Below are 26,522 nucleotides of genomic sequence, written 5' to 3' on the forward strand. Positions count from 1 at the left end.
GAGCCTATGTTCCTTGCCACCAGTCCGATCGCGCTGCTGCCGTTCTTCCTCATCGGCCTGCTTGGCAGCGTGCATTGCGTCGGCATGTGCGGGGGCATCGTCGGCGCGCTGTCGGCCGCCGGCGGCAAGCGTCGCATCCCGATAGCGGTGGCCGGCGGCTCGGCCGCATTGAGCCAGGCCGCCGCCTTCGATGATGCCTTGCGCGTCGTTTCCTACAATGCCGGCCGTCTTGCCAGCTATGCCACGGCCGGCGCCATTGCTGGCGGTTTTTCCGCCGGCGCGCGCGCGCTCGGCCTGCTGTCGGTGGTGCAGACCGCGGGCTACTGGCTTGCCAGCCTGATGCTGGTGGCGCTCGGCCTGACCCTGATGAATGTCTGGCAAGGCCTGTCGCATATCGAGCGCCTCGGCCGCGTCCTGTGGCGCCGGATCCAGCCGCTGACCAGACACTTCCTGCCGATGGACACGCCGCTGCGCGCGTTCGCCTTGGGCGGCCTGTGGGGCTGGCTGCCCTGCGGCATGGTGTACAGCATGCTCACCACCGCCATGCTGAGCGGCTCCGCCGCCAGCGGCGCGGCCATCATGCTGGCCTTCGGCGCCGGCACCCTGCCGATGCTGTTTTCGCTCGGCATGTTCGGCGCCCGCCTGCAAGCCTGGACCCGCTCGCCCAGGGTGCGTCTGGCCGCCGGCCTGCTGGTGCTGGGCTTCGGCCTGCTCGGCCTGGCGCGCGCCGCCACCGGCGGCCTGCCGCTGGGCTGGCTGGAAGCGCTGTGCCTGACGCCGGGAGCGCACTGATGGGCGACGCTTCCTGTTTCCATTGCGGCACGCCGGTGCCGCCCGGCTCCCATTGGTCGGTGCAGATCGACAGCGCGCCGCGCGCCCTGTGCTGCCCCGGCTGCGCCGCGGTCGCCCAGGCCATTGTCGACAACGGCCTGGATGACTACTACCGCAGCCGCAGCGGCTTATCGCCGAAGGCGGACGATGAGTCCCTGGTGCCGCCGGAGCTGATGCTGTACGACGCGCCGGAAGTCGTCGCCGATTTCGCCGCGCAGGCGCGAGCCGAAGAGGGCGTGCTCGAAGCCACGCTGTCGATCGGGAACATCCGCTGCGCCGCCTGCGTCTGGCTGATCGAGCGCCGGCTGCTGCAGGTGCCCGGCGTGCGCGGCGCGCAGCTCAACGTCGCCGCTGAGAAGCTGCGGGTGCGCTGGCAGCGCGATGCCTGCAAGCCGAGCGACATCTTCGCCGCCCTGCGCGAGCTCGGCTATGCCGCCTATCCCTACGACCCGGCGCGCCACCAGCAGCAGCTGCAGCTGGGCGAGAAGCGCCTGTTCCGCCAGATGTTCGTCGCCGGCCTGTCGATGATGCAGGTCATGATGTACGCCTACCCGGCCTACATCGCCGCCGACGGCACCATGGAGGCCGACATGGCGCGGCTCATGCGCTGGGCCAGCCTGGCGCTGACCCTGCCGGCGGTTTTCTATTCCGCCCTGCCTTTCTTCCAGGGCGCGTGGTCCAATCTGAAGAGCCGCATGCTCGGCATGGACGTGCCGGTGGCGCTCGGCATAGGCGCCGCCTTCCTCGGCAGCGTCATCGCCACGCTGCGGGACAGCGGCGAGGTGTATTTCGATTCGGTGACGATGTTCATCTTCCTGCTGATCGGCAGCCGCTACCTGGAGCTGCTGGCGCGGCGCAAGGCGGCATCGGCGCTGGAACGATTGCAGCATGCGCTGCCTGCCTCCGCCTCGCGCCTGCCGGACTACCCGCTCGGAGACGCCGGCGCCAGCGCGGCCCAGACCGTGCCCGCCGCCCAGCTGCGCGCCGGCGATGTCATTCTGATCAAGCCGGGCGAGACCATCGCCGCCGACTGCCGCATCCTCGAGGGCGATACCCGCATCGACGCCTCGCTGCTGAGCGGCGAGAGCCGGCTGCTGCGCAAGGCCGCGGACGACGAGCTGCCCGGCGGCGCGGTCAACGTGTCGCAGGCAGTCATCGCCCGGGTGCTGCGCCCGACACGGGAGAGCACGCTCTCGGCGCTGCTGAAGCTGGTGGAGCGGGCAGGGGAGGAGAAGCCGCGCCTGGCGCTGTGGGCTGACCGCGTCGCCGCCTGGTTCGTCGGCGGCCTGCTGCTGCTGGCGGCGGCGGTGTTCGCCTGGTGGCACTGGGCCGACCCGTCGCGCGCCTGGCCGATCGCCATCGCGGTGCTGGTGGTGTCCTGTCCCTGCGCGCTGTCGCTGGCCATGCCGACCGCACTCGCCGCCGCCGTCGATCGCCTCGCGCGGCAGGGCGTGCTGGTGGTGCAGGCGCATGTGCCGGAAACCCTGCAGCGCGCTACTCATGTCATCTTCGACAAGACCGGCACCCTGACCCATGGCCGCCCGGTTTTGCGGCGGATGGCGGCGCTGGGCAGCGCCAGTGAGACAGACTGCCTGCGCATCGCCGCGGCGCTGGAGTCGGGCTGCGCCCATCCGCTCGCCGCGGCCATCATGGCGGCCGCACGGAAGCAGGCGCTCGCCGTCCCGGGTGTTTCGGCGACCAACCAGACCAATGGCGCGGGAATCGAAGGCACGCTCGACGGCCGGCGCTACCGGCTCGGCCATCTCGCCTTCGTCGGGGAGGTCGCCGGCGCCGCGGCGGACGACGGCAGTCCCGACAGCGACGCCACGCCGGTCTATCTCGGCTGCGACGGGCAGTGGCTGGCGCGGCTGGAACTGGTGGACACGGTGCGTGCCGACGCCCGCGACGTCGTGCGCCATTTCAAGGCGATCGGCAAGCGCATCATGCTGCTCAGCGGCGACGGCGAGGCGGTGGTGCGCCATGTCGCCGCCGACCTCGGCATCGACGACGCCCATGGCGGGCAGAAGCCGGAATGCAAGCTGGCCTTCGTGCAGCAATTGCAGCGCGAGGGCGCGGTGGTGGCGATGGTGGGCGACGGCATCAACGACGCGGCAGTGCTGCAGGCGGCCGATGTGTCCTTTGCCATGGGCGCCGGCGCGGCAATCGCCCAAACCCATGCCGACGCGGTGCTGCTGACCGACCGCCTGTCTTCCCTCATCGACGCGGCCGACGCCGCCCGCCAGACCATGGCGGTGGTGAAGCAGAACCTGGCCTGGGCCAGCGTCTACAACCTGATCGCCATCCCGTCGGCGGCGCTCGGCCTGCTCAATCCCTGGCTGTCGGCGGTGGGGATGTCGGTCAGTTCGGTGGTCGTGTTGTTGAATGCGCTGCGGCTGCGCCGGGTGCCGCGGCAGCGCACGCCGGCCGTGAAAAGCGTCGAGCTGGCGCCGTCCGCATAGGCCTGGCGCGCTTTCATTTGATGCCGGTCATGCCGGCAAGCGCGAGGCATGCCGATCGCCGGATTGCCATGGTCTCATTGACATGAAGGCGCGCCGGTCTTCGCGGCAACCGGTGCAGCCGCCCTGCCATGCCGCATCGTTTCCGGTTTGAAAGCATGCCCCTGACCGACTCCTTGCGTGCGCTTTGCGAACGCCTTGCCAAATGCGTCGGCGTCGTGGCCGCGGCCGGCCTGCTGCTCGCCGGCTGCGGCGGCGGCGTGGTCGATGTCGCCTTCGTGTTCGGCGATCCCTGGCCGGTCTTTTCCCGTCCCCTTTACGAACGCCTGCAGCGGCCGGTCATCGCCGGCCTGCAGTTCGTGAATTCCGCCCGGCCCGACGACAGGGACCTCACCGGCGCGGACGGCACCTATTTCGGCTATGGCGGCGGCGATGTCGTCACCTTCCTCGTCGGCGACCTGGTGCTGTTCGCGCTGCCCGGCGACCTGCCGAGGGACTTCACCTCGCTGTACGAAGCCGCCCGCTACCAGGTGTCGCCGCTGACCAGCGACACGGCGGCGGAAAACCTGGCCGCCTTCCTGATCACCCTCGACGACGATGGCAATGCCGGCAACGGCATCCAGATCCCGGCCCGGGTCCGGTCCGCTGCCAATGGCATACGCATCAACTTCAACCAGACCTCGGCCGCCTTCTACGCCGACCCGGCGGTCCAGTTCGCGGTGTCGGTGCTGTCGGCCAATACCGCCGCCGGCCAGCGGGCGCTGCCGCCGCGCGCGACTGCCGTGGCGATCCTGCAGTAGCCCGCCATTTTTGACCCAGATCAAGCGCGGCCGGTCTTCCCCCGGTACTCTCGCCGCATGGAATCCCTCTATCTGCTCGTCCCGCTCAGCGTCGTCATCGTGTTCCTCGCGATCTGGCTGTTCTTCCGCATGTCCGACAGCGGCCAGTTCGACGACATGGTAGGACCGGCCATGCGCATTCTGCAGGACGACGATGCGCCGGATGCCGAGCGCAAATGAACCCCGCATCGAACGGCATTCCGGCGCACTCGGCATCATGCCGATAAGCGCTTTCCAAAACGCCTAGCCGGCGCTCATCAGCCATCGCCGGCGGCGCAAGCCCGCCGAAGGCCTGCCCATTTTTTAAGCAGGTTCTGCTGCAAGGCGAGCAACGCCGCGCAAGCGATTCCATGCCATGCGCAGGCCATCGCATGCAGCGTTCGAAGCGCCGCGCAATGCCCCTCCTGCAAGCCTAACAGGCAACTTCCTTATCTCTTTTTCCAGCGCTTTTCATGCTCGATCGACCCGCACGCGGCGCACTTGGGCCAATTTGATTCAGGTCAAGTTTTTTGAGGTCTTGCCACGTAACCTGCCAGCATCGTACTAGCACCTCTGGAGAACCTATCGTGGACACCGCAAACAATTACAACTACAAGGTCGTGAAGCAATTCGCGATCGCGACGGTTGTCTGGGGCGTGGTCGGCATGCTGGTCGGCGTCTGGATCGCCGCCCAACTCGCCTGGCCGGCGCTCAACCTGGACATCCCCTGGCTGACGTACGGCCGCCTGCGGCCGCTGCATACCAATGCCGTCATCTTCGCCTTCGGCGGCTGCGCGCTGTTCGCCACGTCCTATTACGTCGTCCAGCGTACCAGCCAGGCGCGCCTGTTTTCCGACGCGCTGGCCGCCTTCACCTTCTGGGGCTGGCAGGCGGTCATCGTCGCCGCCGCCATCACCCTGCCGATGGGCCTGTCCTCCGGCAAGGAGTACGCCGAACTGGAGTGGCCGATCGACATCCTGATCGCCCTGGTCTGGGTGGCCTACGCCTTCGTCTTCTTCGGCACCATCGTCAAGCGCAAGGTGTCCCACATCTATGTCGCCAACTGGTTCTTTGGCGGCTTCATTCTGGCGGTGGCCCTGCTGCACATCGTCAACAGCGCCGCCGTGCCGGTGTCGCTGACCAAGTCCTACTCCGCCTACGCCGGCGTGCAGGACGCGATGATCCAGTGGTGGTACGGCCATAATGCGGTGGGCTTCTTCCTGACCGCCGGCTTCCTCGGCATGATGTACTACTTCATTCCGAAGCAGGCAGAGCGCCCGGTGTTCTCCTACCGCCTGTCGATCGTCCACTTCTGGGCGCTGATCTTCACCTACATGTGGGCGGGCCCGCACCACCTGCACTACACCGCGCTGCCCGACTGGGCGCAGTCCCTCGGCATGGTGTTCTCGCTGATCCTGCTGGCACCGTCCTGGGGCGGCATGATCAACGGCATCATGACCCTGTCCGGCGCCTGGCACAAGCTGCGCACCGACCCGATCTTGAAGTTCCTGGTGGTCTCCCTGTCCTTCTACGGCATGGCCACCTTCGAAGGCCCGATGATGTCCATCAAGACCGTCAACGCGCTGTCGCACTACACCGACTGGACCGTCGGCCACGTCCACGCCGGCGCCCTCGGCTGGGTCGGCTTCATCACCATGGGTTCCATCTACTACCTGGTGCCGCGTCTGTGCGGCAAGCAGGAAATGTGGAGCGTGCGCCTGATCGACACCCACTTCTGGGTCGCCACCATCGGCATCGTGCTGTACATCGCGTCCATGTGGATCGCCGGCGTGATGCAGGGTCTGATGTGGCGCGCGGTGAATGCCGACGGCACGCTGACCTACACCTTCGTCGAAGGCGTCAAGGCTACCTATCCCTACTACGTGATCCGCTTCGGCGGCGGCCTGCTCTACCTGAGCGGCATGGTGATCATGGCCGTCAATGTGTTCCTCACGGTGCGCGACGGCACGGCGGTGGAAGCCAGGATCGACGCCGTCCCGGCCAGGAAGGCCGAGGAACTGAAAGCCGCAGCCTGAGCGCAATGGAAACCATTCGGAGCTAGCAATGAAATTCACCCATGACAAAATCGAGAGGAATCCCTGGCTGCTGATCGCGCTGGTGATTCTGGTGGTCAGCGTCGGCGGCCTCGCCGAGATCGTGCCGCTGTTCTTCCAGAAATCCACCACCGAGCCGGTGGCGGGATTGAAGCCCTACGAGCCGCTGCGCCTGGTCGGCCGCGACATCTATGTGCGCGAAGGCTGCTACAACTGCCATTCGCAGATGATCCGCCCCTTCCGCGCCGAAACCGAGCGCTATGGCCACTACTCCGTGGCCGGCGAGTTCGTGTATGACCGTCCGTTCCAGTGGGGCTCCAAGCGCACCGGTCCGGACCTGGCCCGGGTCGGCGGCCGCTACAGCGATGAGTGGCACCGCATCCACCTGACCAATCCGCGCGACGTGGTGCCGGAGTCGAACATGCCGAGCTATCCGTGGCTGGCGAAGAACAAGCTGAACCCGCAGGAAGTCGTGCCGAAGATGCAGGCCCTGAGGACCCTGGGCCATCCCTACACCGACCAGGAAATCAAGGAAGCGCCGGAACAGCTGGCCGACAAGACCGAGCAGGATGCGCTGATCGCCTACCTGCAGGGCATGGGCACCCAGATCAAGACCCGGAGGTAATCATGGAACTGGACCAGATCTTTCTCGACGCCCGCAGCGTCATCACCGTGATCAGCTTCATTACCTTCCTCGGCATCATCTGGTGGACCTACGGCATGCACCGCCGCGACGACTTCGATGCCGCCGCCCGCCTGCCGCTGGAAGACGATGCCGAAACGCCACGCATGGAGAACAATCGTGTCTGACTTCACCAACGAATTCTGGAGTATCTACATCACGGTGCTGACGGTGCTCGGCATCGCCGGCTGCGCCCTGCTGCTGTGGGCGCAGGCCAAGGTGAAGATCGAAGCCCCCGTCGGCGCCGACGGCAAGCCCGGCACCACTGGCCATGTCTATGACGGCCTGGAGGAGTACAACAACCCGATGCCCCGCTGGTGGATGTGGCTGTTCTACATCACCATCGTGTTCAGCGTGATTTACCTGGTGCTGTACCCGGGCCTCGGTTCCTACGCCGGCAAGCTCGGCTGGGCTTCCACCGGCCAGTACCATGACGAGCTGAAAAAGGCCGACGCCGACTACGGCCCGCTGTTCGACAAGTACCTGCAGCAGGACATCCGGACCGTGGCCGCCGATCCCCAGGCTCGCGCCATCGGCGAACGCCTGTTCCTGACTTATTGCGCGCAGTGCCACGGTTCCGACGCCCGCGGCAGCAAGGGCTTCCCCAACCTGACCGACAAGGACTGGCTCTACGGCGGCGCGCCCGACGTCATCAAGACCACCATCCTCAACGGCCGCAATGGCCAGATGCCATCGATGGCCGCAGCCCTCGGTACCGACAAGGATGTGGAGAACGTCGCCCACTACGTCATGACCCTGTCCGGCAATACCGCCGATCCGATCAAGGCGGCATTCGGCAAGTCCAAGTTCGCCGCCTGCGCCGCCTGCCACGGCGCCGAAGGCAAGGGCAACCCGATGCTGGGCGCGCCCAACCTGTCCGACAAGGTCTGGCTGTACGGCGGCAGCGTGGAAACCGTGATGGAAACCGTCAACAAGGGCCGCAACAACGTCATGCCCTCGTTCAAGGACTTCCTCGGCGAGTCCAAGGTGCATGTGCTGGCCGCCTACGTGTGGAGCCTGTCGAACGAAACCGCTGCCTCAGGCGCGGTCGTGGGACAAAAGTAAGCCGTAAAACTGTTGCAACCTGAAAGCCAAACGCAGTGAGTGACATCATGAGCAAGCAGCCGCCGGCGGTCTCCGTCATCAACATGTACGCGGCTCGCGAGGAGATCTATCCGCGCGAAGTGGATGGCTTCTATGCCCGGCTGCGCTGGGCCTGCGTCTGGCTGACCCAGCTCGTGTTCTACGGCGTCCCCTGGCTGACGTGGAACGACCGCCAGGCCGTGCTGTTCGACCTCACGGCCCGCAAGTTCTACATCTTCGGCATCGTGCTCTGGCCGCAGGACTTCATCTACCTCGCGGTTCTGCTGATCATCTGCGCCTTTTCGCTGTTCCTGTTCACCGCGGTGGCGGGACGGGTCTGGTGCGGCTATGCCTGCCCGCAGACGGTCTACACCGAGATGTTCCTGTGGATCGAGCGGAAGATCGAAGGCGCCCGCAGCGCCCGCATGCGCCTCGACAAGCAACCGTGGAGCATGCAGAAGCTGGCGCGCAAGACCGCCAAGCACTTCGCCTGGGGCACGCTGGCGCTGTGGACCGGCTTCACCTTCGTCGGCTACTTCACCCCGGTGCGCGAACTGGCGCGCGAAGCCGCCAGCTTCGGCCTGGGTCCGTGGGAATGGTTCTGGGTGCTGTTCTACGCCTTCGCCACCTATGGCAATGCCGGCTGGATGCGCGAGCAGGTGTGCAAGTACATGTGCCCCTATGCCCGCTTCCAGAGCTCGATGTTCGATGACGATACCCTGATCATCACCTATGACCGGGAACGCGGCGAGCCGCGCGGCGCCCGCTCCAGGAATTCCAAGGCCGATGCCGGGCCGCTCGGCAGCTGCATCGACTGCAGCATGTGCGTGCAGGTTTGCCCCACCGGCATCGACATCCGCGATGGCCTGCAGTACGACTGCATCGGCTGCGCCGCCTGCATCGACGCCTGCAATATGGTGATGGACAAGACCAACCAGCCGCGCGGCCTGATCCGCTACGCCACCGGAAACGGCATGAAGCACCGGCTGTCCAATCGCGACATCCGCCGCCGCACGCTGCGTCCCCGCGTGCTGATCTACAGCGCCCTGCTGCTGCTGGTGGTCGGCGCCTTCTTCGGCACCCTGCTGACCCGCACGCCGCTGAAGGTGGACGTGATCCGCGACCGCGGCGCCCTGAGCCGGGAAGTGGAAGACGGCATGATCGAAAACGTGTATCGCCTGCAGGTGATGAACACCGACGAGTTCCCGCACAGCTACCGCATCAGCGTGATAGGCATCGACAGCATCAGGCTTGCCACGCCCGATGTGGTCGACCTGCCGGCCACCGGATCTCGCGCCGTGCCGGTGCGGGTGCGGGTGAATCACGGCAAGGGCGAGAAGGGCTCGAACAAGATCGCCTTCGAAGTCACGGCGATCGATGCGCCCGATGTAAAAGTCAAGGAAAAAGCGGTATTCCTCGTGCCGCGTTGAAAGGATTCACCATGCAAACCGCTTCCCTTCCCAATCCCGGTTCCGGCAAACCCTGGTACGCCCACCGCTGGCCCTGGCTGCTGGCGCTCGGCCCCACCGCGGTGGTGGTGGCCGGCAGCTACACCGCCTGGCTCGCCGCCAAGGGCCAGGATGCCCTGGTGGTCGACGACTACTACAAGCAGGGCAAGGCCATCAATCTCGACCTCAGCCGCGATCGCGCCGCCTCGGCGCTCGGCATGTCGACCCATCTTGCCTACGATCCGGCCGCCGGCCGCCTCGCCGGCACGCTGGCGCGCGCCGGCCAGCCAGGCACGGATGCGATCCGCCTGCGGCTGGTCCACTCCACCCAGCCCGGCAAGGACCTGAATTTTCTGCTGCAGCCCGACGCGGACGGCCAATTTTCGGTGGCACTGCCCATGCTGGAAATGGCACACTGGCAGGTATTGATGGAAAGCGGCGACGGCAAGTGGCGCCTCAACGGCCGCTGGGCCTGGCCGCAGCAAAGAACCGTCGACATCAAGGCGGACTGACAACCTGTCGATTCGGGCAGCAGAGGAGGTGACGAGATGGCAAGACTGGCAATGGTGGTTCTCTGGCCATCGTTTTTGATCGCGATCGTGGCGGAAGGATTCTTCTTTTCCTGCTTCGATCCGCAGGACATGGCATTCATCGGCAGCCATATCGACATCCCGCCCATGGGCATCTACACCCTGGGCTTCTTCGGCTTCTGGATATTCTGCGGGCTGGCCAGCATGCTGACCTATTACCTGCTGCAGGTGCCGAATTATCCGACCAGCAGCAGCGGAAAGCGGGTTTGATTGCAGCCATTTTCAAAGCGTGCGACAGCTGAAGCGCGCCCAGGGGTGAGGTTCAAGCATAAAGAAAGTTCCCTTCTCAAGGGAGGGGGCGTAGCAGGGGTTTCGCACCGCATGCGGTGCGCCTGCGGAGCCGGTTGCGCTTGCAAGCGCAACCGTGGAAAGGCAGGGGTTTCGCACCGCATGCGGTGCGCCTGCGGAGCCGGTTGCGCTTGCAAGCCCAGCCGTGGGTGAGGTTCAACCACAAAGGAAGTTCCCTCCCTTTCAAGGGGAGGCTTGGGGGCGTAGCAGGGGTTTCGCGGAGCAGCGCTTGCAAGCGCTGCTGTGGGTGGGGATGGGTTTCTATCGCGCTTAGAGAACGTTCTTTACGTGCGGAAGAAACCCAACTCCCGCCAACCTCCCCCTTGAAAGGGGAGGAGCATTCTATGCGGCGCTACCTCCCCACGGTCAGGCTTGCATGTCTGACCGGCTCCACGGGCGCAGAGCAGTGTTCTGCGAAACCCTCACGTCGCTTTTCTCAACTTGAACACGCTCACTGCCTGCGACAGGTGCACCGCTTCCTTGTCCAGGCCTGCGGCCGCCGTCGCCGCTTCCTCCACCAGCTGGGCGTTCTGCTGCGTCACCTGATCGAGATGCGCGACCGCGCCGTTGACCTGGGTGATGCCCTGATTCTGCTCGCCGCTCGCCGTGCTGATTTCCTCGATGATGCCAGCGACCTGCTGCACCGACTGAACGATGTCATCCACCGTGCCCATGGCTTCGGCGACAAGCCGGTTGCCTTCCTCCACCCTGTGCGCCGAATCGTCGATCAGGTGCTTGATCTCCCGGGCCGCGGTGGCCGAGCGCTGGGCCAGGCTGCGCACCTCGCCCGCCACGACGGCGAAGCCGCGCCCCTGCTCGCCGGCCCGGGCCGCTTCGACCGAGGCGTTCAAGGCCAGGATGTTGGTCTGGAAGGCGATGCCGTCGATCAGGCCGATGATGTCCACGATCTTGCGGGCCGAAGCGCTGATGTCGTTCATCGTGGCGCCGACCCGGCTCACGGCCGCGCCGCCGCGCGCGGCCGTTTCGGACGCCTGGCGGGCGAGGGCATTTCCTTGCGCCGCGGCGTCCGAGTTTTGCTTTACCGTCGACGCGAATTGCTCCATGCTGGCGGCGGTTTCCTCCAGGCTGGCGGCCTGGGCGGTAGTGCGGTGCGCCAGGTCGGCGTTGCCGGCGGCGATGGCGCGGGTGCCGGCCTGCATGGAAGCGACATTCGTCCGCACATCCTGGATGATGGCCACCAGGTTGACGTTCATCTGCTGCAGCGCCCGCATCAGCTGGCCCATGTCGTCATGTCCGGCCTGGCTGAACTCTCTGCTCAAATCGCCGGCGGCGATCGCCCGGGCTACCCGGGTCGCCTGCGCGACCGGAGCCGCCACGCCGCGATGCAGCGCCAGCCATTGCCAGCCTTGTAGGGTAATCCCGCCCAGTGCCAGCAGGGCAATCCAGGCGCCGTCGCCTTCCAGTTGCAGGCCGATGCCGGCGCTGGCCGCCATCAGTCCGGCCGACAGCGCGAAATTGCAGCCGAGCTTGCGGGAAAGCGGCATCGCGCGCAGGGCCGCAAGCCAGCCGGCCGGGCCGCGCCGCCGCAGCGCGCCCTGCCTGAGCAGCAGGTGCGCTGCCCGGCCCTCGCGCATGTCGCGGTACAGCGCTTCGCATGCCCGCACCTGGACGTGGCTCGGCCTGGTGCGCACCGACATGTAGCCAAGCGTGCGCCCGCCTTCGGCTATTGGCGTCACGTTCGCCAGCACCCAGTAGTAGCCGCCGTTCTTGCGCCGGTTCTTCACCACGCCGGTCCAGGGGAGGCCGATCCTGATGGTGGCCCACATGTCGGCAAAGGCCGCCGGCGGCATGTCGGGATGCCGGATGATGTTCTGCGGCTGGCCCATCAGCTCGTCTTCCGTGTAGCCGCTGACTTCGCAGAAATAGGGATTGACGTACTGGATGTTGCCATCGAGGTCGGTCTTGGAAACGATGGAGCGGCCTTCGGCCAGCACATATTCTTGGTCCGTTACCGGCAGGTTCAATCTCATCGGTGGGCTTTCTCAATAGCGGATGCGGCTTCTTCGGCCGCGCGGGCTTCCCGCAGCAGGTTCTCGAATGCCGCTGCCGGCATCGGCTTGGCATACAAATACCCCTGGCCGTAATCGCAGCCGGCGGCGGCCAGCAGCGCCTTCTGTCCTGCGCTTTCAATGCCTTCGGCGATGACCTTCAGGCCGAGCTTGTGCGCCATCACCACGATGGCTTCGCTCAGCACCAGGTCGTTCGGGTCGGTTTCTAGGTCGCGCACGAAGGACTTGTCGATCTTGATGAAATCGATGTCGAACTTCTTCAGATAGGAAAGCGACGAGTAGCCGGTGCCGAAGTCGTCGAGGGCGATCTGGATGCCGGCCTGGTGCAGGGCGCGCAGCTTGCCGCCGACGTCGTCGTTGGCTTTCAGCAGCAAGCCTTCGGTGATCTCCAGCACGATGGTCTCGCCGGGGATGGCGTACTCGCGGCAGGTATCGATCCAGCATTCGGGCATTTCGCTGTCGCCGTGGAACTGGGCCGGCGAGACGTTGATGCTGAACTGGATGGGGCTGGATGCCAGCTCGCGCCAGCGCCGCGCCATCTTCGCCACCTCGCGGAACATCCAGTTGCTGAGCGGGACGATCAGGCCGTTGGCCTCGGCGATGGGAATGAAAACGACCGGCGATATCATGCCCCGGGTCGGATGCTGCCAGCGCAGCAGGGCTTCCGCCTTGACGATGCGGTTGCTGTTCAGGTCGACGATGGGCTGGAAATAGATCTCGAAATTCTCGTGCTCGATGGCCTCGCGCATGTCGCGCGCGAGCATGACGCGGGTCTGGGTGGTTTCCAGCATCGAGTGGGTGAAAAAGCAGTAGCGGTTGCGCCCGCTGCTCTTGGCTTCATACATCGCCTGGTCGGCGTTCTTGAGCAGGGTTTCCGCATCATGGGCATCGTTCGGAAACAGGGTGATGCCGATGCTGGCCGAGGTGTACAGCTTCTCGTCCGCAAGCTTGAACGGCGCGCTCAGCCGCGCGATGATCTGCTGCGCGACTTCCTGCACCCGCTCGGTCTCGTCGAGGTCCGACATGACGATGGTGAACTCATCGCCGCCGAAGCGCGCCACGGTGTCGGTCGAGCGCACGCAGGACATGATGCGGTGGCTGGCTTCCACCAGCAGCGCATCGCCCATCTGGTGGCCGAAGGTATCGTTGACTTCCTTGAAGTTGTCGATGTCGATGAACAGCAGCGCGATCGCCTTGTCGGTGCGGCGCGCCCGCATGATGTCGTGCTCCAGCCGGTCGAGCGACATGCGCCGGTTCGGCAGCTGGGTGAGCGTGTCGAAATTCGCCTGGCGCCACATGCGCTCGTCGAAGCGGGTTTTCTCGGTGATGTCGGCAAACAGGGCGACGTAGCGGCAGATTTCGCCGTCCTCGTTGCGGATGGTGTTGATCGTCACCTGCTCCACCAGTTCATCCCCGTTCTTGCGCCGGTTGTGAATGCGGCCGCGCCACGAACCCGTATTCTTCAGGCTGTCCCACATGGCCTCATAGAACGCCTTGTCCTGCTTGCCGGAGCGGAGCATGCTCGGATTCCTGCCGATGGCTTCTATGGCGCTGTAGCCGGTGAGCGTGGTAAAGGCCGGGTTGACGGCGACGATGACATTGTCGGCATCCGTGACCATCATCGCCTCGGCGCTATGTTGGTACACCATGGCCGCCAGCTGCAGCGCTTCTTCCGATTCCTTGCGTTCGCTGATGTCGCACAGGGTGCCGATCATGCGCTGCCCCCGGCCATCGCCGTCCCAGGCCGCCACCATGCCGCGCGCCAGCATCCAGCGCCAGCCACGGTCGCGCGTCTGCATGCGCAGCTCCACCAGGAAATTTTGGCGTTTGCCGGAGAAATAGGCATCGAGCTCCTGCTGCATGCGGTGGCGGTCGTCAGGATGGATGCGGCGCATCCAGCAGGCATAGCTGTGGCCGAAATCGAGATCGCCGAGCAGGGCGGCGAAACGGGGTGAATAGTAGACCTCGTCGGTGGCGAGGTTCCAGTCCCAGACGCCGTCGCCGGCGCCTTCCAGCGCAAACTTCCAGCGCCGCTCGCTGGCCGTGAGCCTGTCCTCGGCCTGCTTGCGTTCGGTGATGTCCTGCACCACTGCGATGGTGGCGTGGCAGCCGTCCAGGCTCATGGGCATGAGGCTGATCTCCAGCGGAAATTCGCTGCCGTCGCGGCGCACGCCGACCAGGCTTTTCTTTTCCGACATCGGCCGGGCGCGCGGCTGTTCCTGGTAGACCGCCCGCTGCCTTTCATGCTGGCCGCGCAGGGCGGCCGGCACCAGCTGATCCACGCCATGGCCGATCAGCTCGCCGTCGCCATAGCCGAAGACGGCATGCGCCGCATGGTTGGCGAAGCGGATGCTGCCGCCTGCATCCGCCATCAGCATCGCATCCGGCGAAGCATTCAGCACATGCGAAACCCGGGCGTCGAGCCCCCTCTTGTAGCGGGTGATGTCGAAAAAGGCGAGCTGGATCAGGCTGCAGTCGCCGCGCTGCGCCGGCCGGCCATGCAGCAGCGCATGGCGCTCGGCGCCGTCGGCACGCCGCAAGCGGCACTCCAGCCCCTCGGCGCGGCCGGCCATGAACTGCGCCAGTACGGATTTCGTTTCAGCGGCGCCCAGCGTGCAAACGGCATCCAGCGTCATGCCGGGCAAGCCGTCGCAGTCCCAGCAGCGCGCGGCGGCATCATTGGCTTCCAGGATGCGTCCGGACTCCGGGTCGACCAGGCAGATGGCGAAGGGCTCGGAGAGACAGGGGGCTGCGGGCGCAGCGCCGCGGCAGAGCGTTTCCGGGACAGACAGGTGACTACTGTTCAGTTTCATCTGGGGACGACCATCATTTACGGGGCGGTCTGCAAGCCTGCGTCCCCGAGGCGATTCGCATTGCTTCGACAGATCCGTTGTCCCTGTGCGCATCGCCACCGAGGCGAGCAGGGCGGTTACCGGTTCATCTGGAGGCAACCGATTGGGATGGATAGTGCTTTGTTACGTCCTGGAAAACTTGATTTGAATCAAAATTTCCCGGGTCCGGTCGAAGCGCGGCCGCGGCCATGCGGGCAATCGTTGTCCCGACATGGCCATCAAGCGCGTGCCTGCGGCACGCGCTGCATGAACAGGTTCAACAGCCGTGCCGGCTGAGGGATTCAGCCGATCTGCTTCAACGCGTCCCGTATTTCTCGAGCGTCGTCCGGCCTGACTAGGCGCGCCACCTCTCTGCCGTCGCGCAGAAAGATCAGGGTTGGCCACAATTTCACGCGGTAGGAGCGGCCGAGCGGACGGCCGGGGCCGTCTTCCACCATGATGCGGCGCATTCCGGGATGGTCGGCCAGGGCGGCGCGGATCGCGGGCTGGGCCGCCTGGCAAAAGCCGCACCAGTTGGTGCCGAACTCGAGAACGGCGGAGCCGGCGAGGGCATCGACTTCCTCGCGCTTGAGGTCGAGGGCGAGATAGGCTTGGCTGGCTTCCATGGCGGTTCCTTGGATTGATTTTGCTTCGACAGCATAAACGGCCCGCCCGTTTTGCGCTGCGCCGGCCCAGGCGGATAACGAGCTCGCGGAAATCCGGTATAAATGACCATCGGCAAATCGCCGCGAACGACAAGACAGGCAAGGAGACAGGCATGCGTTTTCATGACAAGGTGGCCATCGTCACCGGGGCGGCGAGCGGCATCGGCAGGGCGATCGCGCTGCGGCTGGCGCAGGAAGGCGCCACGCTGGCGCTGGTGGACCGGAATGAATCCGGGCTGGCGGCCACGGTCAGCGCGCTCATGGAGCCCGGCGCCGCAGCCGGCAGGCAGGCAGGGCCGCAGCCATGGAGCCGGGCGCTCGACATCGCCGACGAGCAGTCGGTAGCGGAAGCGGTGCGCGAGGTGGCCGAGTCCTTCGGCCGCATCGATGTGCTGTGCAACAATGCCGGCATCTCGGGCGGCGACTATTCAGCCGTGACCGAGAACGATCTCGCCATCTGGCACCAGGTGTTGAACGTGAATTTGTTCGGCGCGGTGAACTTCACCAAGCATGCCGCCCGCGTCATGCGCGAGCGGCAGGACGGCGCCATCGTCAATACCGCCTCGGTGGCCGGCATCCGCTCCGGCGCCGGCGGCAATGCCTACAGCGCCTCCAAGGCGGCGGTGATCAACCTCACCATGACCTCGGCCTGCGATCTCGGCCAATGGCATATCCGCGTCAATGCCGTCTGCCCGGGTTTGATCGAGACCGGCATGACGGCGGGCGTGTTCCAGCGGGCGCGCGAGGCCGGCAAGGAAGACAGGCTGGGATCGCGCTGCGAACTGCGGCGCTACGGTCATCCGCAGGAAGTGGCGTCGGCGGTCGCCTTCCTCGCCAGCGAGGATGCCAGCTATATCACCGGCCAGGCGCTGGCAGTGGATGGCGGCAATACCGCCTCGCTCAATCTGCCGGGCATGAAGGTGTAGCGGGTTTTCTAGTGGTGCGAGCCCGAAATTCGGAATAGCGTCATGCGTCTGAGCCACGACGTGGGGTGAGGTCGCGCAGTAGAGAAAACTCCTCCCCTTTCAAGGAGGAGGATGGGAGGGGGATGGGTTTCTTCCGCACGTAAAGAACGTTCTCTAAGCGCGATAGAAACCCATCCCCACCCACAGCAGCGCTTGCAAGCGCTGCTGGCTGCACAGGCGCGGAGCAGTGCTCCGCGAAACACCTGCTACGCTCCCAGCCCTCCCCTTGAATGGGAGGGGAATTCTTTATGAATTGGCCTCCCCATGTCCACGCCTGCGGACACGAGGCATGCTCTACGAGACCGGCGCCAGTGATCCGAGTACCACCTCTAGAATCACGACGCTGTTTTGAGACCGCGATTTTCGCTTCGAAAACAACTGATGCGAAATTTCGATTCCCGCCACGAGCTTCGATGATCAGGGCAGGCCGTCGCCCGGCACCTCGACCCGTAGTGCATGGATGCGGCCGGTACGATCGCTCAGCGCGCGCTGTGCATTCGATACCCGCCCGGTGACGAGGTAAAGCGTGCGCCGGTCGGCGCCGCCGAGCGCGCAGGCGATCGCCTGGCGTTCCACCGGAATGCGCTGCAGGATCTCGCCGCCCTCCCGCACGCGCAGGAACTCGCGCGTCGGCGGCGACGCAACCCAGACGGCGCCTTCCGCATCGAGGCAGATGCCATCCGGCGACACGCCGGGCAGGTCGGCCCAGATGCGGCGCCGGCGCAGCCCGCCGTCGGCGGCGATGTCGAAGGCCGTCAGGCGCTGGCCGAAGGTCTCGGCCACGATCAGCGTGCCGCCATCGGGCGTGATGATGCAGCCGTTCGGGAACAGCAGGTCGGCGGCGGCAATGCTGGCTTCGCCTTCGGGCGACACCATGATCAGCACCGTCGGCCGCGGCGCTTCCTTCGCCATCAGGTCGAAGCCGAAGTTGCCGACATAGGCGCGGCCCCGCGCATCCACTACCATGTCGTTGCAATCGCATGGCGCGAGGTGATCCAGCGCCGCATGCGTCACCCAGCCATCCCCTTCCCGGCGCAGCACGCTGCGGTTGTGCATCGAGACAGCCAGCAGGCGTCCGTCCGGCAGCCAGCCGAGCCCGGAAGGCCGGCCCGGCACCGTGGCCACGGTTTGCAGCGCGCCATCCTCGTCCAGGCAATGAATGCGCTCGGTATGGAAGTCGGAAAACCAGAGCCTGTTCCGATGCCAGCGCGGCGCTTCGGCAAAGGCGAGGCCGTCGACGAGCAGCGTCGGCCCGGACGTGGCGGATGGGTTCATGTCTCCTCCTGCATGGCGGCTTCTGCGGCCTGTTCATCATGGGCGCGGTTGACAGCGCTTACCGGCGAATGGTACCGTGAAACCACTTAAAAGAACAACGTTCCTTCATATGGAACAACTGGAGACGTCGATGCGCATTGCGTCATTTCAGCCTGCATGCACGGGCAGGCCGAGGTTTTTTTCATGCGGAGCCAGCCATGCAGGCCAATGAGAGCGGCGTGAGCCGCGCCGGCGGCACAGCGCATGAAGCCGGCCCGGAAGCGCCCGTCATCTCGCTCTGGGCCCTGTTCCTCTGCTTCCTGCAGGTGGGCGTCACCTCCTTCGGCGGCGGCACTCAGGCCTGGGTGTATCGGGCAGTGGTGGACCAGCGCGGCTGGCTCAAGGAACAGGACTTCCTCACCGGGATGACGGTGGCGCAGATCATGCCGGGCGCCAATCCGGTCAATGTCGCGCTGTATGTAGGCCAGCGCCTGCGCGGCGCCATCGGCGCGGTGGTCGCCACCGCCGGCATGGTGGTGCCGGCGATCTGCGTCATCCTCATCGTCGGTGCGATTTATTCAGGCGTGGCCCGGTACCCGCTGACCCACTTCCTCCTGCTCGGCATCGCCACGGTGGGCGTGGGCGCCACCCTGGCCGCCGGCATCAAGGCCGCGCGCCGCATCGAACGCCGCGCCGCGCCCATCCTGATCGGCATCGTCACTTTCGTCGCCGTCGGCGTGTTCCATGTCTCGATGATTCCGGTCGTGGTGGTGCTGGCGCCGCTGAGCATCTTTCTCGCCGCGAGGAGGAAATGATGGACGGCTTGCTGTGGCGGTTGTTCCTGGTGTTCGCGCCCCTGTCGCTGCTCTCCATCGGCGGCGGCCAGGCCATCATCGCCGACATCCAGCACCAGACGGTGAACGTGCAGCACTGGTTCTCGGCGCAGCAGTTCGCCGACATGTTCGCCATCTCGCGCGCCACGCCGGGGCCGAACACGCTGATCGCCTCGCTGATCGGCTGGCAGCTCGGCGGCGTTCCGGGCGTGGTGGTGGCCACGCTGGCAATGTACCTGCCGTCATCGACCCTGTTCGTCTTCGCCACCAGTTTCTGGCACCGGCATCCGGATTCGCCCTGGCGCAAGGCGATCGAGCGCGGCCTGGCGCCGATCGCGGTCGGCCTGATCTTCGCCGGCGCCGTCACCATCCTGCAGGCGGTGCACCTGAGCCTGCTCGGCTGGGCGACGACGGCGATTGCCACCGCGCTGGCGTATTTCACCAAGCTCAATCCGTACCTGATCGTGTTCACGGTGGCGCTGTTTTACATCGTCGTGTTCTTCGCCGGCCTGTCGGGCGTGCCGCGCTGATACTTTGCTGAAACGTCGACAAGCCCCGGGGCTTGCAGTATAAAGAGCAGTCCATCCCGAGACCTGGAGCGCCCATGCCGATTGCCACCTGGAACGGAGCCGTGCTGGCCGAAGCCGCGCAGGACGAGGTCGAGCTGGTGGAAGGCAACGTCTACTTTCCTCCCGGCGCCATCCGGCAAGCCCATTTCACTCCCAGCGCCACCACCAGCATCTGTCCCTGGAAAGGCACGGCCCATTACTACCATGTGGAAGTGGACGGCAAGCGCAATGCCGACGCCGCCTGGTATTACCCGGAGCCCAAGCCGGCGGCGGAAAACATCCGCGGCCGCATCGCGTTCTGGCGCGGCGTCACCGTCGACGGCGGAGCCTGAGATGGATGCCGCTTCCCCGACCGCGCCGGCCGACATCCGCGGCCAGTGCGCCTGCGGCGCCGTTCACTTCTCCTGCAGCGGGTCGCCGCTGGCGATGTACAACTGCCATTGCCTCTCCTGCCAGCATGCCTCCGGCACCGGTTTCGTGCCGGTGGTGGTGGCGGCAAGCGCCGGCTTCCGCGTGGAGGGACCCTGCCGGGAGCAGGCATTCGCGGAGAAGAAGACCAACCATCCGCTGCGCGGCTTCTGCGCGCAGTGCGGCTCGCAGCTCTACGCCCGCAGCGAGCTGCTGCCCGGCGTGGTGCTGGTGCATGCGGCCAATCTCGATGATTCGGATTTCTTCAAGCCCATCGCCGACATCTGGACCCTCGCCGCCCGCAGCTGGACGCACATGGACCATGGCATCCCCAAGGTGCTGCTGGCGCCGCCTATCCTGGAGAAAGAAGGCGTGGTCAGGATCTAGCGCCGCCCTTTCTCCCTACCGCAGCCGGGTCGCGCCCGGTGTCATTCGACCCACTCCATGCCATCCCGCGCCAGCAGGGCGGCCGCCGCGTCCGGCCCCCGGGTGCCGGCCTTGTAGCGCAGCGGCGGCTCGTCCAGCAGGCGCCAGCCTTCCAGGATGGGATCGACCCAGCTCCATGCCGCCTCCAGCTCGTCGCGCCGCATGAAATGCGTCAGCCGTCCCTTGATCACGTCCACCAGCAGCCGCTCATAGGCCTCGGGCCGGCGCTCGGTGAAGGCGGATTGCAGGTCGAGGTTCAGGTTCACCGGCAGCATTTGCATGCCGCTGCCCGGTTGCTTGGCCATCAGCTGCAGCTGGATCGACTCTTCCGGCTGCAATTGGATCACCAGCCGGTTGGTATGGTTGTGCTGGGCTTCAGGGAAGATGGAGAACGGTGGATTGGCGAACTGGATCACGATCTGCGACATGCGCCGCGCCATGCGCTTGCCGGTGCGGATGAAGAACGGCACGTTGGCCCAGCGCCAGTTGTTCACGTGGGCCCGCAGCGCGACGAAGGTCTCGGTGGCGCTGCCGGCCGGCACGCCGTCTTCCTGCAGGTAGCCCGGCACCGGCTCGCCGTCGACGGCGCCGCCGACGTACTGGCCGCGCACCGTGTCGCGGGCGATGTCGGCCAGCTTCATGCGGCGCAGCGAGCGCAGCACCTTCAGCTTCTCGTCGCGCACTGCGTCGGGGTCGAGCGAGACCGGCGGCTCCATCGCGATAATGCACAGCAATTGCAGGATATGGTTCTGCACCATGTCGCGCATGGCGCCGGTGCCGTCGTAGAAGCCGGCGCGGCTGCCCACGCCGACCGACTCGGCCACCGTGATCTGCACGCTTTCGATGTTCGGCGCGCGCCACAGCGGCTCCAGGATGGCGTTGCCGAAGCGGAGCACCATCAGGTTCTGCACCGTTTCCTTGCCGAGGTAGTGGTCGATGCGGTAGATCTGCGATTCCGTGAAACGCCGGCCGACCGCCTCGTTGATCTCGCGCGCCGAATTCAGGTCGTGCCCGAGGGGCTTTTCCAGCACCACCCGGCTGCTGCCATCCACCAGGCCGGCCGCAGCCAGGTTGTCGCAGATGGCGGTGAACAGCGTCGGCGCGGTGGCGAGGTAGAACACGCGCTGGCCGCCTTCCTGGCAGGCGCGGCGCAGGCGCTCGAAGCCGGCCGCGTCGGAAGCGTCCAGGCAGACGTAGTCGAGCAGCGCAAGAAAGCTGTCCCAGGTACGCGGGTCGAGGTTTTTGCTGTCGATGAAAGGCTGGGCCTGGTCGCGTACGAAGGCGATGTATTCATCGCGGCTGTACGGATGGCGGCCGCAGGCGATGATCCGGGTCGCCGGGCGCAGCGTGCCATGCAGATGCGCCGTGTACAGCGCCGGCAGCAGCTTGCGCACCGCGAGATCGCCGGCGCCGCCGACGATGATCATGTCCAGCGGAAGATGGTCCAGGGTAGCCTGGCTCGGAGCCTGTCCGGCGGTATTGTGCATGGGCAAGCGCGGGTTGGTGGGTGGGAGGTCATTGTATCCGTCCCTGCGGCAGTCAAGAAGGCGATGGAAAATCAAACCGCCCAGCTTGACCATGGAGGGCTGGGGTGAAGCCTTGCGCAAATCCATGATCGAGCCCGCACGGTTTGGCGCCCGCAGCCGATTTTCGAGTAAGTTGAGAAAAACGCATGGAACTCCCTGGCGGCGAAGGATTCCCTGTTTATGAGTGAAACCGAATGCAATGGCAGGAACACATTGTCAGTTTTACCTTGCAACATAATTGCATTGAGGTAATATTCATTATCGCCCGCATTCTTACTAGGCCCGCGTGCTTTCATTCGATGCCGCGCCGGCGGTGCAATGAATGCCGATACGATTCCTGACGCCTGCCCCAATGAACCCAGCCGACAACCTGCTTTACCTCCAATTCGGCACCACCAGTCCCTACTGGCGCCTGTCAGCGGACAGCGACGCCCTGCATTTGTCCGGCGACGAAAAAACGACCGCGGTGGCCGTTGCCCTCAGTCGGGAGCAGGCGCATTCCATCCGCAGCATGACGGGCGTGACCTCGCACCGTTCGCTGGATCTGCTGGTGCTCGGCAACCGCATGCGGCTGCACCTCGTGGGGCGCAGGACCGATACCCATTCCTGGGTCGGCACCGCAGCCGACTACCAGGACACCGACGCCGTGGCGCGCGACCTCGAGCAGGGGCTGACCTTCGCCGAACAGGTGGTGTCGGAAGTGAATTCCCTGGTGGTCATCATCGACAGCCGCGGCAAGATCAAACGCTTCAACCGGCTGTGCGAGGAGTTGAGCGGCCTGAAGGAAGAAAACCTGCTCGGGCTGGACGCGCATGAGCTGTTCATGCCCGCCAGCGAGCATGATGCGGCGCGGGCCAACATCCGCGACTTCTTTTCCACCAAATCTTCTTTCGAAGTAATCCGCCCGATCCGGACCCAGCGCGGCGTACGCCAGGTTTTGTGGCGCAACAAGCTGGTGCGCAGCGGTTCCGGCGAGGAGGAAAGCTTCCTGGTGTGCTCCGGCACCGACATCACCGAAGAGCTGCTTGCCAAGGAAAAGCTGGTGCAGCTGGCCAATACGGACGTGCTGACCGGCCTGCCGAACCGGCACGCGGTGCAGGAACTGATCGTCGCCGCCACGCAGAAGGAAGGCGCCCAGTTCGGGCTGCTCTTCCTCGACCTCGACAATTTCAAGACGGTGAACGACCACTACGGCCACATCATGGGCGACACCCTGATCAAGGCTGCCGCCGACGCCGTGGCCTGCTGCCTGGGCGCGGAAGATACCCTGGCGCGGCTCGGCGGCGACGAATTCCTGGTCATGGTCAACAGCGATTCGCAGGCGGAGGTGGAAGCGGTGGCGCAGCGCATCCTCGATCGCATGAAAGTGCCGTTCCAGCTGCATCCCGCGGAGATCTACTCCAGCTGTTCGATCGGCATCGCGATGTATCCGGCCCATGGCGGCAGCATGGAGGAACTGGTGCGCAGCGCCGACATGGCGATGTACGCCGCCAAGGATGGCGGACGCCATACCTACCGCGTGTTCCTGCCGGAGATGAACCGCAAGGTGAGCGAATTCGTCTGGCTCGATACCAACATGCGCCGCGCGCTGGAAGAGAACCAGTTCGAGCTTTACTATCAGCCCAAGCAATGCCTCAAGACCGGCCGTGTGGAAAGCATGGAAGCGCTGATCCGCTGGAAATCGCCGGAGCGGGGCATGGTCATGCCTTCGCTCTTCATTCCCTATGCGGAGGAATCGGGCCTCATCATCCCGCTCGGAAAATGGGTGATGGAAACCGCCGCCAGGCAGGTCGGCGAATGGCGGCGGCAGGGCGTGGAACTGCGGGTGGCGATCAACGTGTCGGCGCGGCAGCTGCGGCACCCGACGCTGATCGAGGATTTCCGCAATGCCTTGCAGGCCATCGGACCGGGGCGCTCCCTGCTCGACATCGAGCTGACCGAAAGCTGCCTGATCGAGGATGAGGTCCAGGCCCTGCACCTGATTCGCCAGTTCGGCGAACTCGGCGCCGAGGTGCATCTCGACGACTTCGGCACCGGCTACTCATCGCTGTCTCAACTGGCGCGGCTGCCGATGGATTCGCTCAAGCTGGACCGCAGCTTCATCAGCACCATCCATAACGACATCCGCGCCCAGCGCCTGCTGCGTTCCATGGTGGCGGTGGCGCACGAGCTGCAACTCGATATCGTGGCCGAAGGCGTGGAAACCCAGGAGCAGGTCGACTTCCTGCGCACCATCGGCGTCAATCACGCGCAAGGCTACCTGTTCAGCAAGCCCATGCCGGCCAAGGACGTGCCGGCATGGCTGGCAAGCAACGGCAGGCTCAAGGCCGTGGCCTGAGCCTGCCGCCGCCGACGGAGCGCTTGTCGACCCCGCCGGGTTGGAACGGCCTTCAGGCCGCGAGCAGGTGCGTCTTGCCGACGCGGCGGTTCTGCAGCATCACCAGCCGTTCCATGTAAGCCAGATCCTTTTCTTCCAGCATGAAGGCGGAGCGCGCCCAATCCTCGGTGATCTCGATCAGTTCGGCGCGGTCGATGGCCTGCACCCGGCGGCGGGCGCGCAGCATGGCGCGGATGCCATTGAGCTTGGGGCGCATCTCGTCGACGAAGGTACGGGTGGCCTTGTAGGCATCGCCGGCGTCGAAGGTGCGGTCCACCAGGCCGCGCGCGGCGAACCATTCGGCGGTATGCGATTCGCCGGTGCTGATCAGTTCCTCCGCGACGCGGCAGCTGGCCTTGCGCGCCACCAGCGAGTAGGCGCCCATGCCCGGGTAGAGGTTGAAGGCGATTTCCGGGAAGCCCATCTTCGCATCCTTTTGCGCCAGCACGTATTCATGCGCCAGCGCCGCCTCCAGGCCGCCGCCGAGGGCGCTGCCCTCGATCATGGCGATCGAGATGGCATTGATGCCGAAGCCGACCATGGCGGCATGGACCGCCTCGACGCAATCCAGCGCATAGCGGCGCAGCGCTTCGCGGTCGCCGGCGCGGATGTGTTCCGCGAAGTAGGACAGGTCGCCGCCGACGTTGAAGATGTTGGGCACGGTGGAGCCGGTGACCCAGAAATCGATGGGCAGGCCGCTGTCGCGCGCCGCGTGCATCAGCGTCTGGATATCCTTCAGCAGTTCCGGATTGAAGCAGGGGCGCGGATGGGCATGCAGCATGGTCCAGAGGATATTGCGGCCTTCTTCATACCAGGCGGTGATCTGGGAAAGAGGGCCGGCTTCAGTGAAGATGCGGCAGTTCGGGTGGTTGCGCAGTTCCATGGTCGGTGCTCCTGTCAGCGGGGAAGAGTGTTGTATTCGGCGACCGGCCGGCAAACCGGCGTGGTCGGTACGCCCTGGTAATCGAGCCAGCGGTGATTTTCGTAGTCGTACAGCTTGCATTGGTTGACGATGCGCGCCAGGGCGGAGAACGAAAAGTCGACTACGACGGCGCGCTCGCCCAGCAGTTCATTCATGCGCTCCTGCGCCTTGCCCAGCTGATAGCAGGGAATCGCCGGATAAACGTGATGCGCCGGATGATCGAAGAAGTGGTGCACCAGCTTCGCCAGCAGGCGCGGCAGGCGCAGATGCACCGTCAGCATCTCCGCCTGCTGGGTCAGGGCGCGCGGCGCGCCGGCCGTGAACCAGGGAATGTCGGGATGGGTATGGTTGATGTACAGCGAAGCCGACATCAGCGCCTGGAAGATGAAGAAAGGCAGCAGCAAGCCGAGCGCCACTGCTTCCAGCAAAGAAACCGGCGCGAACAGCGGGGCGCACGCCAGCAGGGTAGTGAAAGCGGCGAAATAGGTCGCGACGAAGGCGAAGTGCTTCCAGGCGGAGGCATGCTGGGCGCGCGGCAGGAAGGCCCGAGGCATCAGCTTCACCTGCCACCAGCGCTGGCAGATATAGTACAGGCCGAAGGCGAGCGGGTTGCCGGAACGGATGAAGCGATGCCAGGCCTGGGCCGAAGGCGGCAGCGCATCGTACTCCGCCTTGGACAGCGGCTTGAAGGAGTCGACATGGTCGCCGTTGACGTGCGGGTGGTGCAGCGCGTGATGGTCATAGACCCACAGCCGGTAATTGAACAGGCAGGGCATGAAGGACAGCACGCCGAGCAGCCAGTTGAGACGGCGCGAAGCGGTGAGGCTGTTGTGCGCGGCATCGTGGCCCAGCGAGGCCAGGTTCGCCATTTTGGCGCCGGCGACGATCGAGGCCAGCAGCTTGAGTGCCAGGTGAGGGGCAAACAGCACTCCGGCAATCGCGGCCGAGAACAGGGCGAAGTCGGCAATGAAAAGCGTCAGGCCATGGGCCGTGTTCTTCTCGGCGAAGCCGGCCATTTCCATGACCAGATCGCGGTGAGAGATTTGCGGCTTCTTCGCTCGGGTCATGGACGGAAGCGATGCAGGGCTTTTCAGGATGGGGGTCATGGCTTTTTTCGTTGTATTGGTTGTCCAGGAGTCGCCTTTTGACACATCATAGTGGCGCTTACCGCGAAGCAAGACGGTGAAAAGAACGCAACTCACCCGCCTTATCTTTCTTTAGGCGGTTTATGAAAGTCTGATAAATATCAATATGCAAACTTCTGAATCTGATTGGCGCCGCTTTCGGGCCGGTGCAGCCGTTTGGCAGTTTGCCGAAGAGGGGCGTAACATCCCGGGTTTGCATTCGGACATGCCTCAGAGCCTGTTCAGTATCTTTGTGGCATGTGCGTTCAAGCAGGAAGGGATGCAGTGCAAGGGCGAAGCAGGGGTTTCGAGCGGCATGCCGCTCGCCTGCGGAGCGGTACC

25 protein-coding genes are annotated in these 26,522 nt (G+C 65.3%); 18 read left to right on the forward strand and 7 right to left on the reverse strand.

The window, feature by feature from the left end; translation table 11 throughout:
• Positions 1-6: 6 nt before the first annotated feature.
• The 11 genes from CHB88_RS15200 (at position 7) to CHB88_RS15250 (ending at position 10,172) form a co-directional block, all read left to right on the forward strand.
• Positions 7-792: a sulfite exporter TauE/SafE family protein gene (locus tag CHB88_RS15200; protein ID WP_089400179.1), complete on the forward strand. Its 786-nt coding sequence runs from the start codon at positions 7-9 to the stop codon at positions 790-792.
• A complete protein-coding gene (locus tag CHB88_RS15205) occupies positions 792-3,290 on the forward strand; it encodes a heavy metal translocating P-type ATPase (protein ID WP_089400180.1) in 2,499 nt (832 codons plus the stop codon). Before CHB88_RS15200 ends, CHB88_RS15205 begins: the two co-directional genes overlap by 1 nt.
• Positions 3,291-3,445: 155 nt before the next feature.
• Positions 3,446-4,087, forward strand: a complete 642-nt coding sequence (locus CHB88_RS15210) for a hypothetical protein (protein ID WP_089400181.1) — start codon at positions 3,446-3,448, stop codon at positions 4,085-4,087.
• Between the two features lie 57 nt (positions 4,088-4,144).
• On the forward strand, positions 4,145-4,306 hold the full coding sequence (gene ccoS, locus CHB88_RS15215) for a cbb3-type cytochrome oxidase assembly protein CcoS (RefSeq protein ID WP_089400182.1): 162 nt from the start codon (positions 4,145-4,147) through the stop codon (positions 4,304-4,306).
• 386 nt (positions 4,307-4,692) lie between these two features.
• Positions 4,693-6,141 (forward strand): cytochrome-c oxidase, cbb3-type subunit I, encoded by a 1,449-nt coding sequence (gene ccoN, locus CHB88_RS15220; RefSeq protein ID WP_089400183.1) that lies wholly within the window; start codon positions 4,693-4,695, stop codon positions 6,139-6,141.
• A 28-nt stretch (positions 6,142-6,169) separates the two neighbouring features.
• Positions 6,170-6,784, forward strand: coding sequence for a cytochrome-c oxidase, cbb3-type subunit II (ccoO, locus tag CHB88_RS15225; RefSeq protein ID WP_089400184.1), 615 nt, complete (start codon positions 6,170-6,172; stop codon positions 6,782-6,784).
• 2 nt (positions 6,785-6,786) lie between these two features.
• A complete protein-coding gene (locus CHB88_RS15230) occupies positions 6,787-6,969 on the forward strand; it encodes a cbb3-type cytochrome oxidase subunit 3 (protein WP_089400185.1) in 183 nt (60 codons plus the stop codon).
• Positions 6,962-7,906, forward strand: a complete 945-nt coding sequence (gene ccoP / locus CHB88_RS15235; RefSeq protein ID WP_089400186.1) for a cytochrome-c oxidase, cbb3-type subunit III — start codon at positions 6,962-6,964, stop codon at positions 7,904-7,906. The genes CHB88_RS15230 and ccoP overlap by 8 nt, the downstream gene beginning before the upstream one ends.
• Positions 7,907-7,953: 47 nt before the next feature.
• Entirely contained in the window at positions 7,954-9,354 is a 1,401-nt protein-coding gene (ccoG, locus tag CHB88_RS15240) for a cytochrome c oxidase accessory protein CcoG (RefSeq protein ID WP_245844994.1), read from the forward strand.
• Between the two features lie 11 nt (positions 9,355-9,365).
• Positions 9,366-9,884 (forward strand): FixH family protein, encoded by a 519-nt coding sequence (locus tag CHB88_RS15245; protein ID WP_089400216.1) that lies wholly within the window; start codon positions 9,366-9,368, stop codon positions 9,882-9,884.
• Positions 9,885-9,920: 36 nt separating this feature from the next.
• On the forward strand, positions 9,921-10,172 hold the full coding sequence (locus tag CHB88_RS15250; RefSeq protein ID WP_089400187.1) for a hypothetical protein: 252 nt from the start codon (positions 9,921-9,923) through the stop codon (positions 10,170-10,172).
• A 500-nt stretch (positions 10,173-10,672) separates the two neighbouring features.
• Here the strand turns inward: CHB88_RS15250 and CHB88_RS15255 are convergent, their stop codons facing one another.
• The 3 genes from CHB88_RS15255 to CHB88_RS15265 all read right to left on the reverse strand — a co-directional run bounded on the left by CHB88_RS15255 (position 10,673) and on the right by CHB88_RS15265 (position 15,737).
• Positions 10,673-12,241: a methyl-accepting chemotaxis protein gene (locus CHB88_RS15255; RefSeq protein WP_089400188.1), complete on the reverse strand. Its 1,569-nt coding sequence runs from the start codon at positions 12,239-12,241 to the stop codon at positions 10,673-10,675.
• Positions 12,238-15,093, reverse strand: a complete 2,856-nt coding sequence (locus CHB88_RS15260) for a bifunctional diguanylate cyclase/phosphodiesterase (RefSeq protein WP_176442501.1) — start codon at positions 15,091-15,093, stop codon at positions 12,238-12,240. The genes CHB88_RS15255 and CHB88_RS15260 overlap by 4 nt, the downstream gene beginning before the upstream one ends.
• 320 nt (positions 15,094-15,413) lie before the next feature.
• The gene (locus CHB88_RS15265) at positions 15,414-15,737 is read right to left on the reverse strand and encodes a thioredoxin family protein (RefSeq protein WP_089400190.1); all 324 of its coding nucleotides are present in this window, start codon (positions 15,735-15,737) and stop codon (positions 15,414-15,416) included.
• A 152-nt stretch (positions 15,738-15,889) separates the two neighbouring features.
• Between CHB88_RS15265 and CHB88_RS15270 the strand changes: the two genes are divergently transcribed.
• Positions 15,890-16,702, forward strand: coding sequence for an SDR family NAD(P)-dependent oxidoreductase (locus tag CHB88_RS15270; RefSeq protein ID WP_089400191.1), 813 nt, complete (start codon positions 15,890-15,892; stop codon positions 16,700-16,702).
• Between the two features lie 456 nt (positions 16,703-17,158).
• Here CHB88_RS15270 and CHB88_RS15275 read toward each other — a convergent pair whose 3' ends face one another.
• The gene (locus tag CHB88_RS15275) at positions 17,159-18,016 is read right to left on the reverse strand and encodes an SMP-30/gluconolactonase/LRE family protein (protein ID WP_089400192.1); all 858 of its coding nucleotides are present in this window, start codon (positions 18,014-18,016) and stop codon (positions 17,159-17,161) included.
• A 197-nt stretch (positions 18,017-18,213) separates the two neighbouring features.
• Here CHB88_RS15275 and CHB88_RS15280 point away from each other — a divergent pair, with 197 nt between their 5' ends.
• The 4 genes from CHB88_RS15280 (at position 18,214) to CHB88_RS15295 (ending at position 20,192) form a co-directional block, all read left to right on the forward strand.
• Positions 18,214-18,810, forward strand: coding sequence for a chromate transporter (locus CHB88_RS15280; RefSeq protein WP_089400193.1), 597 nt, complete (start codon positions 18,214-18,216; stop codon positions 18,808-18,810).
• Positions 18,807-19,358 carry a chromate transporter gene (locus tag CHB88_RS15285; protein ID WP_089400194.1) on the forward strand — a complete coding sequence of 184 codons (552 nt, stop codon included), beginning with the start codon at positions 18,807-18,809 and terminating at the stop codon, positions 19,356-19,358. Before CHB88_RS15280 ends, CHB88_RS15285 begins: the two co-directional genes overlap by 4 nt.
• A 74-nt stretch (positions 19,359-19,432) precedes the next feature.
• Positions 19,433-19,729, forward strand: a complete 297-nt coding sequence (locus tag CHB88_RS15290) for a DUF427 domain-containing protein (protein WP_089400195.1) — start codon at positions 19,433-19,435, stop codon at positions 19,727-19,729.
• A gap of 1 nt (position 19,730) precedes the next feature.
• Complete coding sequence (locus CHB88_RS15295; RefSeq protein ID WP_176442502.1) at positions 19,731-20,192, forward strand: GFA family protein; 462 nt, start codon at positions 19,731-19,733, stop codon at positions 20,190-20,192.
• 41 nt (positions 20,193-20,233) lie between these two features.
• Here CHB88_RS15295 and zwf read toward each other — a convergent pair whose 3' ends face one another.
• Positions 20,234-21,718: a glucose-6-phosphate dehydrogenase gene (gene zwf, locus CHB88_RS15300; RefSeq protein ID WP_245844995.1), complete on the reverse strand. Its 1,485-nt coding sequence runs from the start codon at positions 21,716-21,718 to the stop codon at positions 20,234-20,236.
• A gap of 391 nt (positions 21,719-22,109) precedes the next feature.
• Between zwf and pdeR the strand changes: the two genes are divergently transcribed.
• Positions 22,110-24,095, forward strand: coding sequence for a cyclic di-GMP phosphodiesterase (gene pdeR / locus CHB88_RS15305; protein WP_089400197.1), 1,986 nt, complete (start codon positions 22,110-22,112; stop codon positions 24,093-24,095).
• Positions 24,096-24,147: 52 nt separating this feature from the next.
• Here pdeR and CHB88_RS15310 read toward each other — a convergent pair whose 3' ends face one another.
• Both CHB88_RS15310 and CHB88_RS15315 read right to left on the reverse strand, forming a co-directional pair.
• Positions 24,148-25,017: a crotonase/enoyl-CoA hydratase family protein gene (locus CHB88_RS15310; protein WP_089400198.1), complete on the reverse strand. Its 870-nt coding sequence runs from the start codon at positions 25,015-25,017 to the stop codon at positions 24,148-24,150.
• Between the two features lie 14 nt (positions 25,018-25,031).
• A complete protein-coding gene (locus tag CHB88_RS15315; RefSeq protein ID WP_089400199.1) occupies positions 25,032-26,162 on the reverse strand; it encodes a fatty acid desaturase family protein in 1,131 nt (376 codons plus the stop codon).
• A 145-nt stretch (positions 26,163-26,307) separates the two neighbouring features.
• On the opposite strand from CHB88_RS15315, the gene CHB88_RS25400 reads away from it, so the two are divergent.
• Positions 26,308-26,522 (forward strand): hypothetical protein (locus tag CHB88_RS25400; RefSeq protein ID WP_217900181.1); only part of this gene is annotated, 215 nt, incomplete at its 3' end.

The organism is Noviherbaspirillum humi, from assembly GCF_900188095.1.
Lineage (GTDB): Bacteria > Pseudomonadota > Gammaproteobacteria > Burkholderiales > Burkholderiaceae_D > Noviherbaspirillum > Noviherbaspirillum humi.

Bases quoted from the DNA above. Each gene is read 5' to 3' on its own strand.
- CHB88_RS15200 (WP_089400179.1), top strand. From the start codon at position 7: ATGTTCCTTGCCACCAGTCCGATCGCGCTGCTGCCGTTCTTCCTCATC.
- CHB88_RS15205 (WP_089400180.1), top strand. From the start codon at position 792: ATGGGCGACGCTTCCTGTTTCCATTGCGGCACGCCGGTGCCGCCCGGC.
- CHB88_RS15210 (WP_089400181.1), top strand. From the start codon at position 3,446: ATGCCCCTGACCGACTCCTTGCGTGCGCTTTGCGAACGCCTTGCCAAA.
- ccoS (WP_089400182.1), top strand. From the start codon at position 4,145: ATGGAATCCCTCTATCTGCTCGTCCCGCTCAGCGTCGTCATCGTGTTC.
- ccoO (WP_089400184.1), top strand. From the start codon at position 6,170: ATGAAATTCACCCATGACAAAATCGAGAGGAATCCCTGGCTGCTGATC.
- CHB88_RS15230 (WP_089400185.1), top strand. From the start codon at position 6,787: ATGGAACTGGACCAGATCTTTCTCGACGCCCGCAGCGTCATCACCGTG.
- ccoG (WP_245844994.1), top strand. From the start codon at position 7,954: ATGAGCAAGCAGCCGCCGGCGGTCTCCGTCATCAACATGTACGCGGCT.
- CHB88_RS15245 (WP_089400216.1), top strand. From the start codon at position 9,366: ATGCAAACCGCTTCCCTTCCCAATCCCGGTTCCGGCAAACCCTGGTAC.
- CHB88_RS15250 (WP_089400187.1), top strand. From the start codon at position 9,921: ATGGCAAGACTGGCAATGGTGGTTCTCTGGCCATCGTTTTTGATCGCG.
- CHB88_RS15255 (WP_089400188.1), bottom strand. From the start codon at position 12,241: ATGAGATTGAACCTGCCGGTAACGGACCAAGAATATGTGCTGGCCGAA.
- CHB88_RS15260 (WP_176442501.1), bottom strand. From the start codon at position 15,093: ATGAAACTGAACAGTAGTCACCTGTCTGTCCCGGAAACGCTCTGCCGC.
- CHB88_RS15265 (WP_089400190.1), bottom strand. From the start codon at position 15,737: ATGGAAGCCAGCCAAGCCTATCTCGCCCTCGACCTCAAGCGCGAGGAA.
- CHB88_RS15270 (WP_089400191.1), top strand. From the start codon at position 15,890: ATGCGTTTTCATGACAAGGTGGCCATCGTCACCGGGGCGGCGAGCGGC.
- CHB88_RS15275 (WP_089400192.1), bottom strand. From the start codon at position 18,016: ATGAACCCATCCGCCACGTCCGGGCCGACGCTGCTCGTCGACGGCCTC.
- CHB88_RS15280 (WP_089400193.1), top strand. From the start codon at position 18,214: ATGCAGGCCAATGAGAGCGGCGTGAGCCGCGCCGGCGGCACAGCGCAT.
- CHB88_RS15285 (WP_089400194.1), top strand. From the start codon at position 18,807: ATGATGGACGGCTTGCTGTGGCGGTTGTTCCTGGTGTTCGCGCCCCTG.
- CHB88_RS15290 (WP_089400195.1), top strand. From the start codon at position 19,433: ATGCCGATTGCCACCTGGAACGGAGCCGTGCTGGCCGAAGCCGCGCAG.
- CHB88_RS15295 (WP_176442502.1), top strand. From the start codon at position 19,731: ATGGATGCCGCTTCCCCGACCGCGCCGGCCGACATCCGCGGCCAGTGC.
- zwf (WP_245844995.1), bottom strand. From the start codon at position 21,718: ATGCACAATACCGCCGGACAGGCTCCGAGCCAGGCTACCCTGGACCAT.
- pdeR (WP_089400197.1), top strand. From the start codon at position 22,110: ATGAACCCAGCCGACAACCTGCTTTACCTCCAATTCGGCACCACCAGT.
- CHB88_RS15310 (WP_089400198.1), bottom strand. From the start codon at position 25,017: ATGGAACTGCGCAACCACCCGAACTGCCGCATCTTCACTGAAGCCGGC.
- CHB88_RS15315 (WP_089400199.1), bottom strand. From the start codon at position 26,162: ATGACCCCCATCCTGAAAAGCCCTGCATCGCTTCCGTCCATGACCCGA.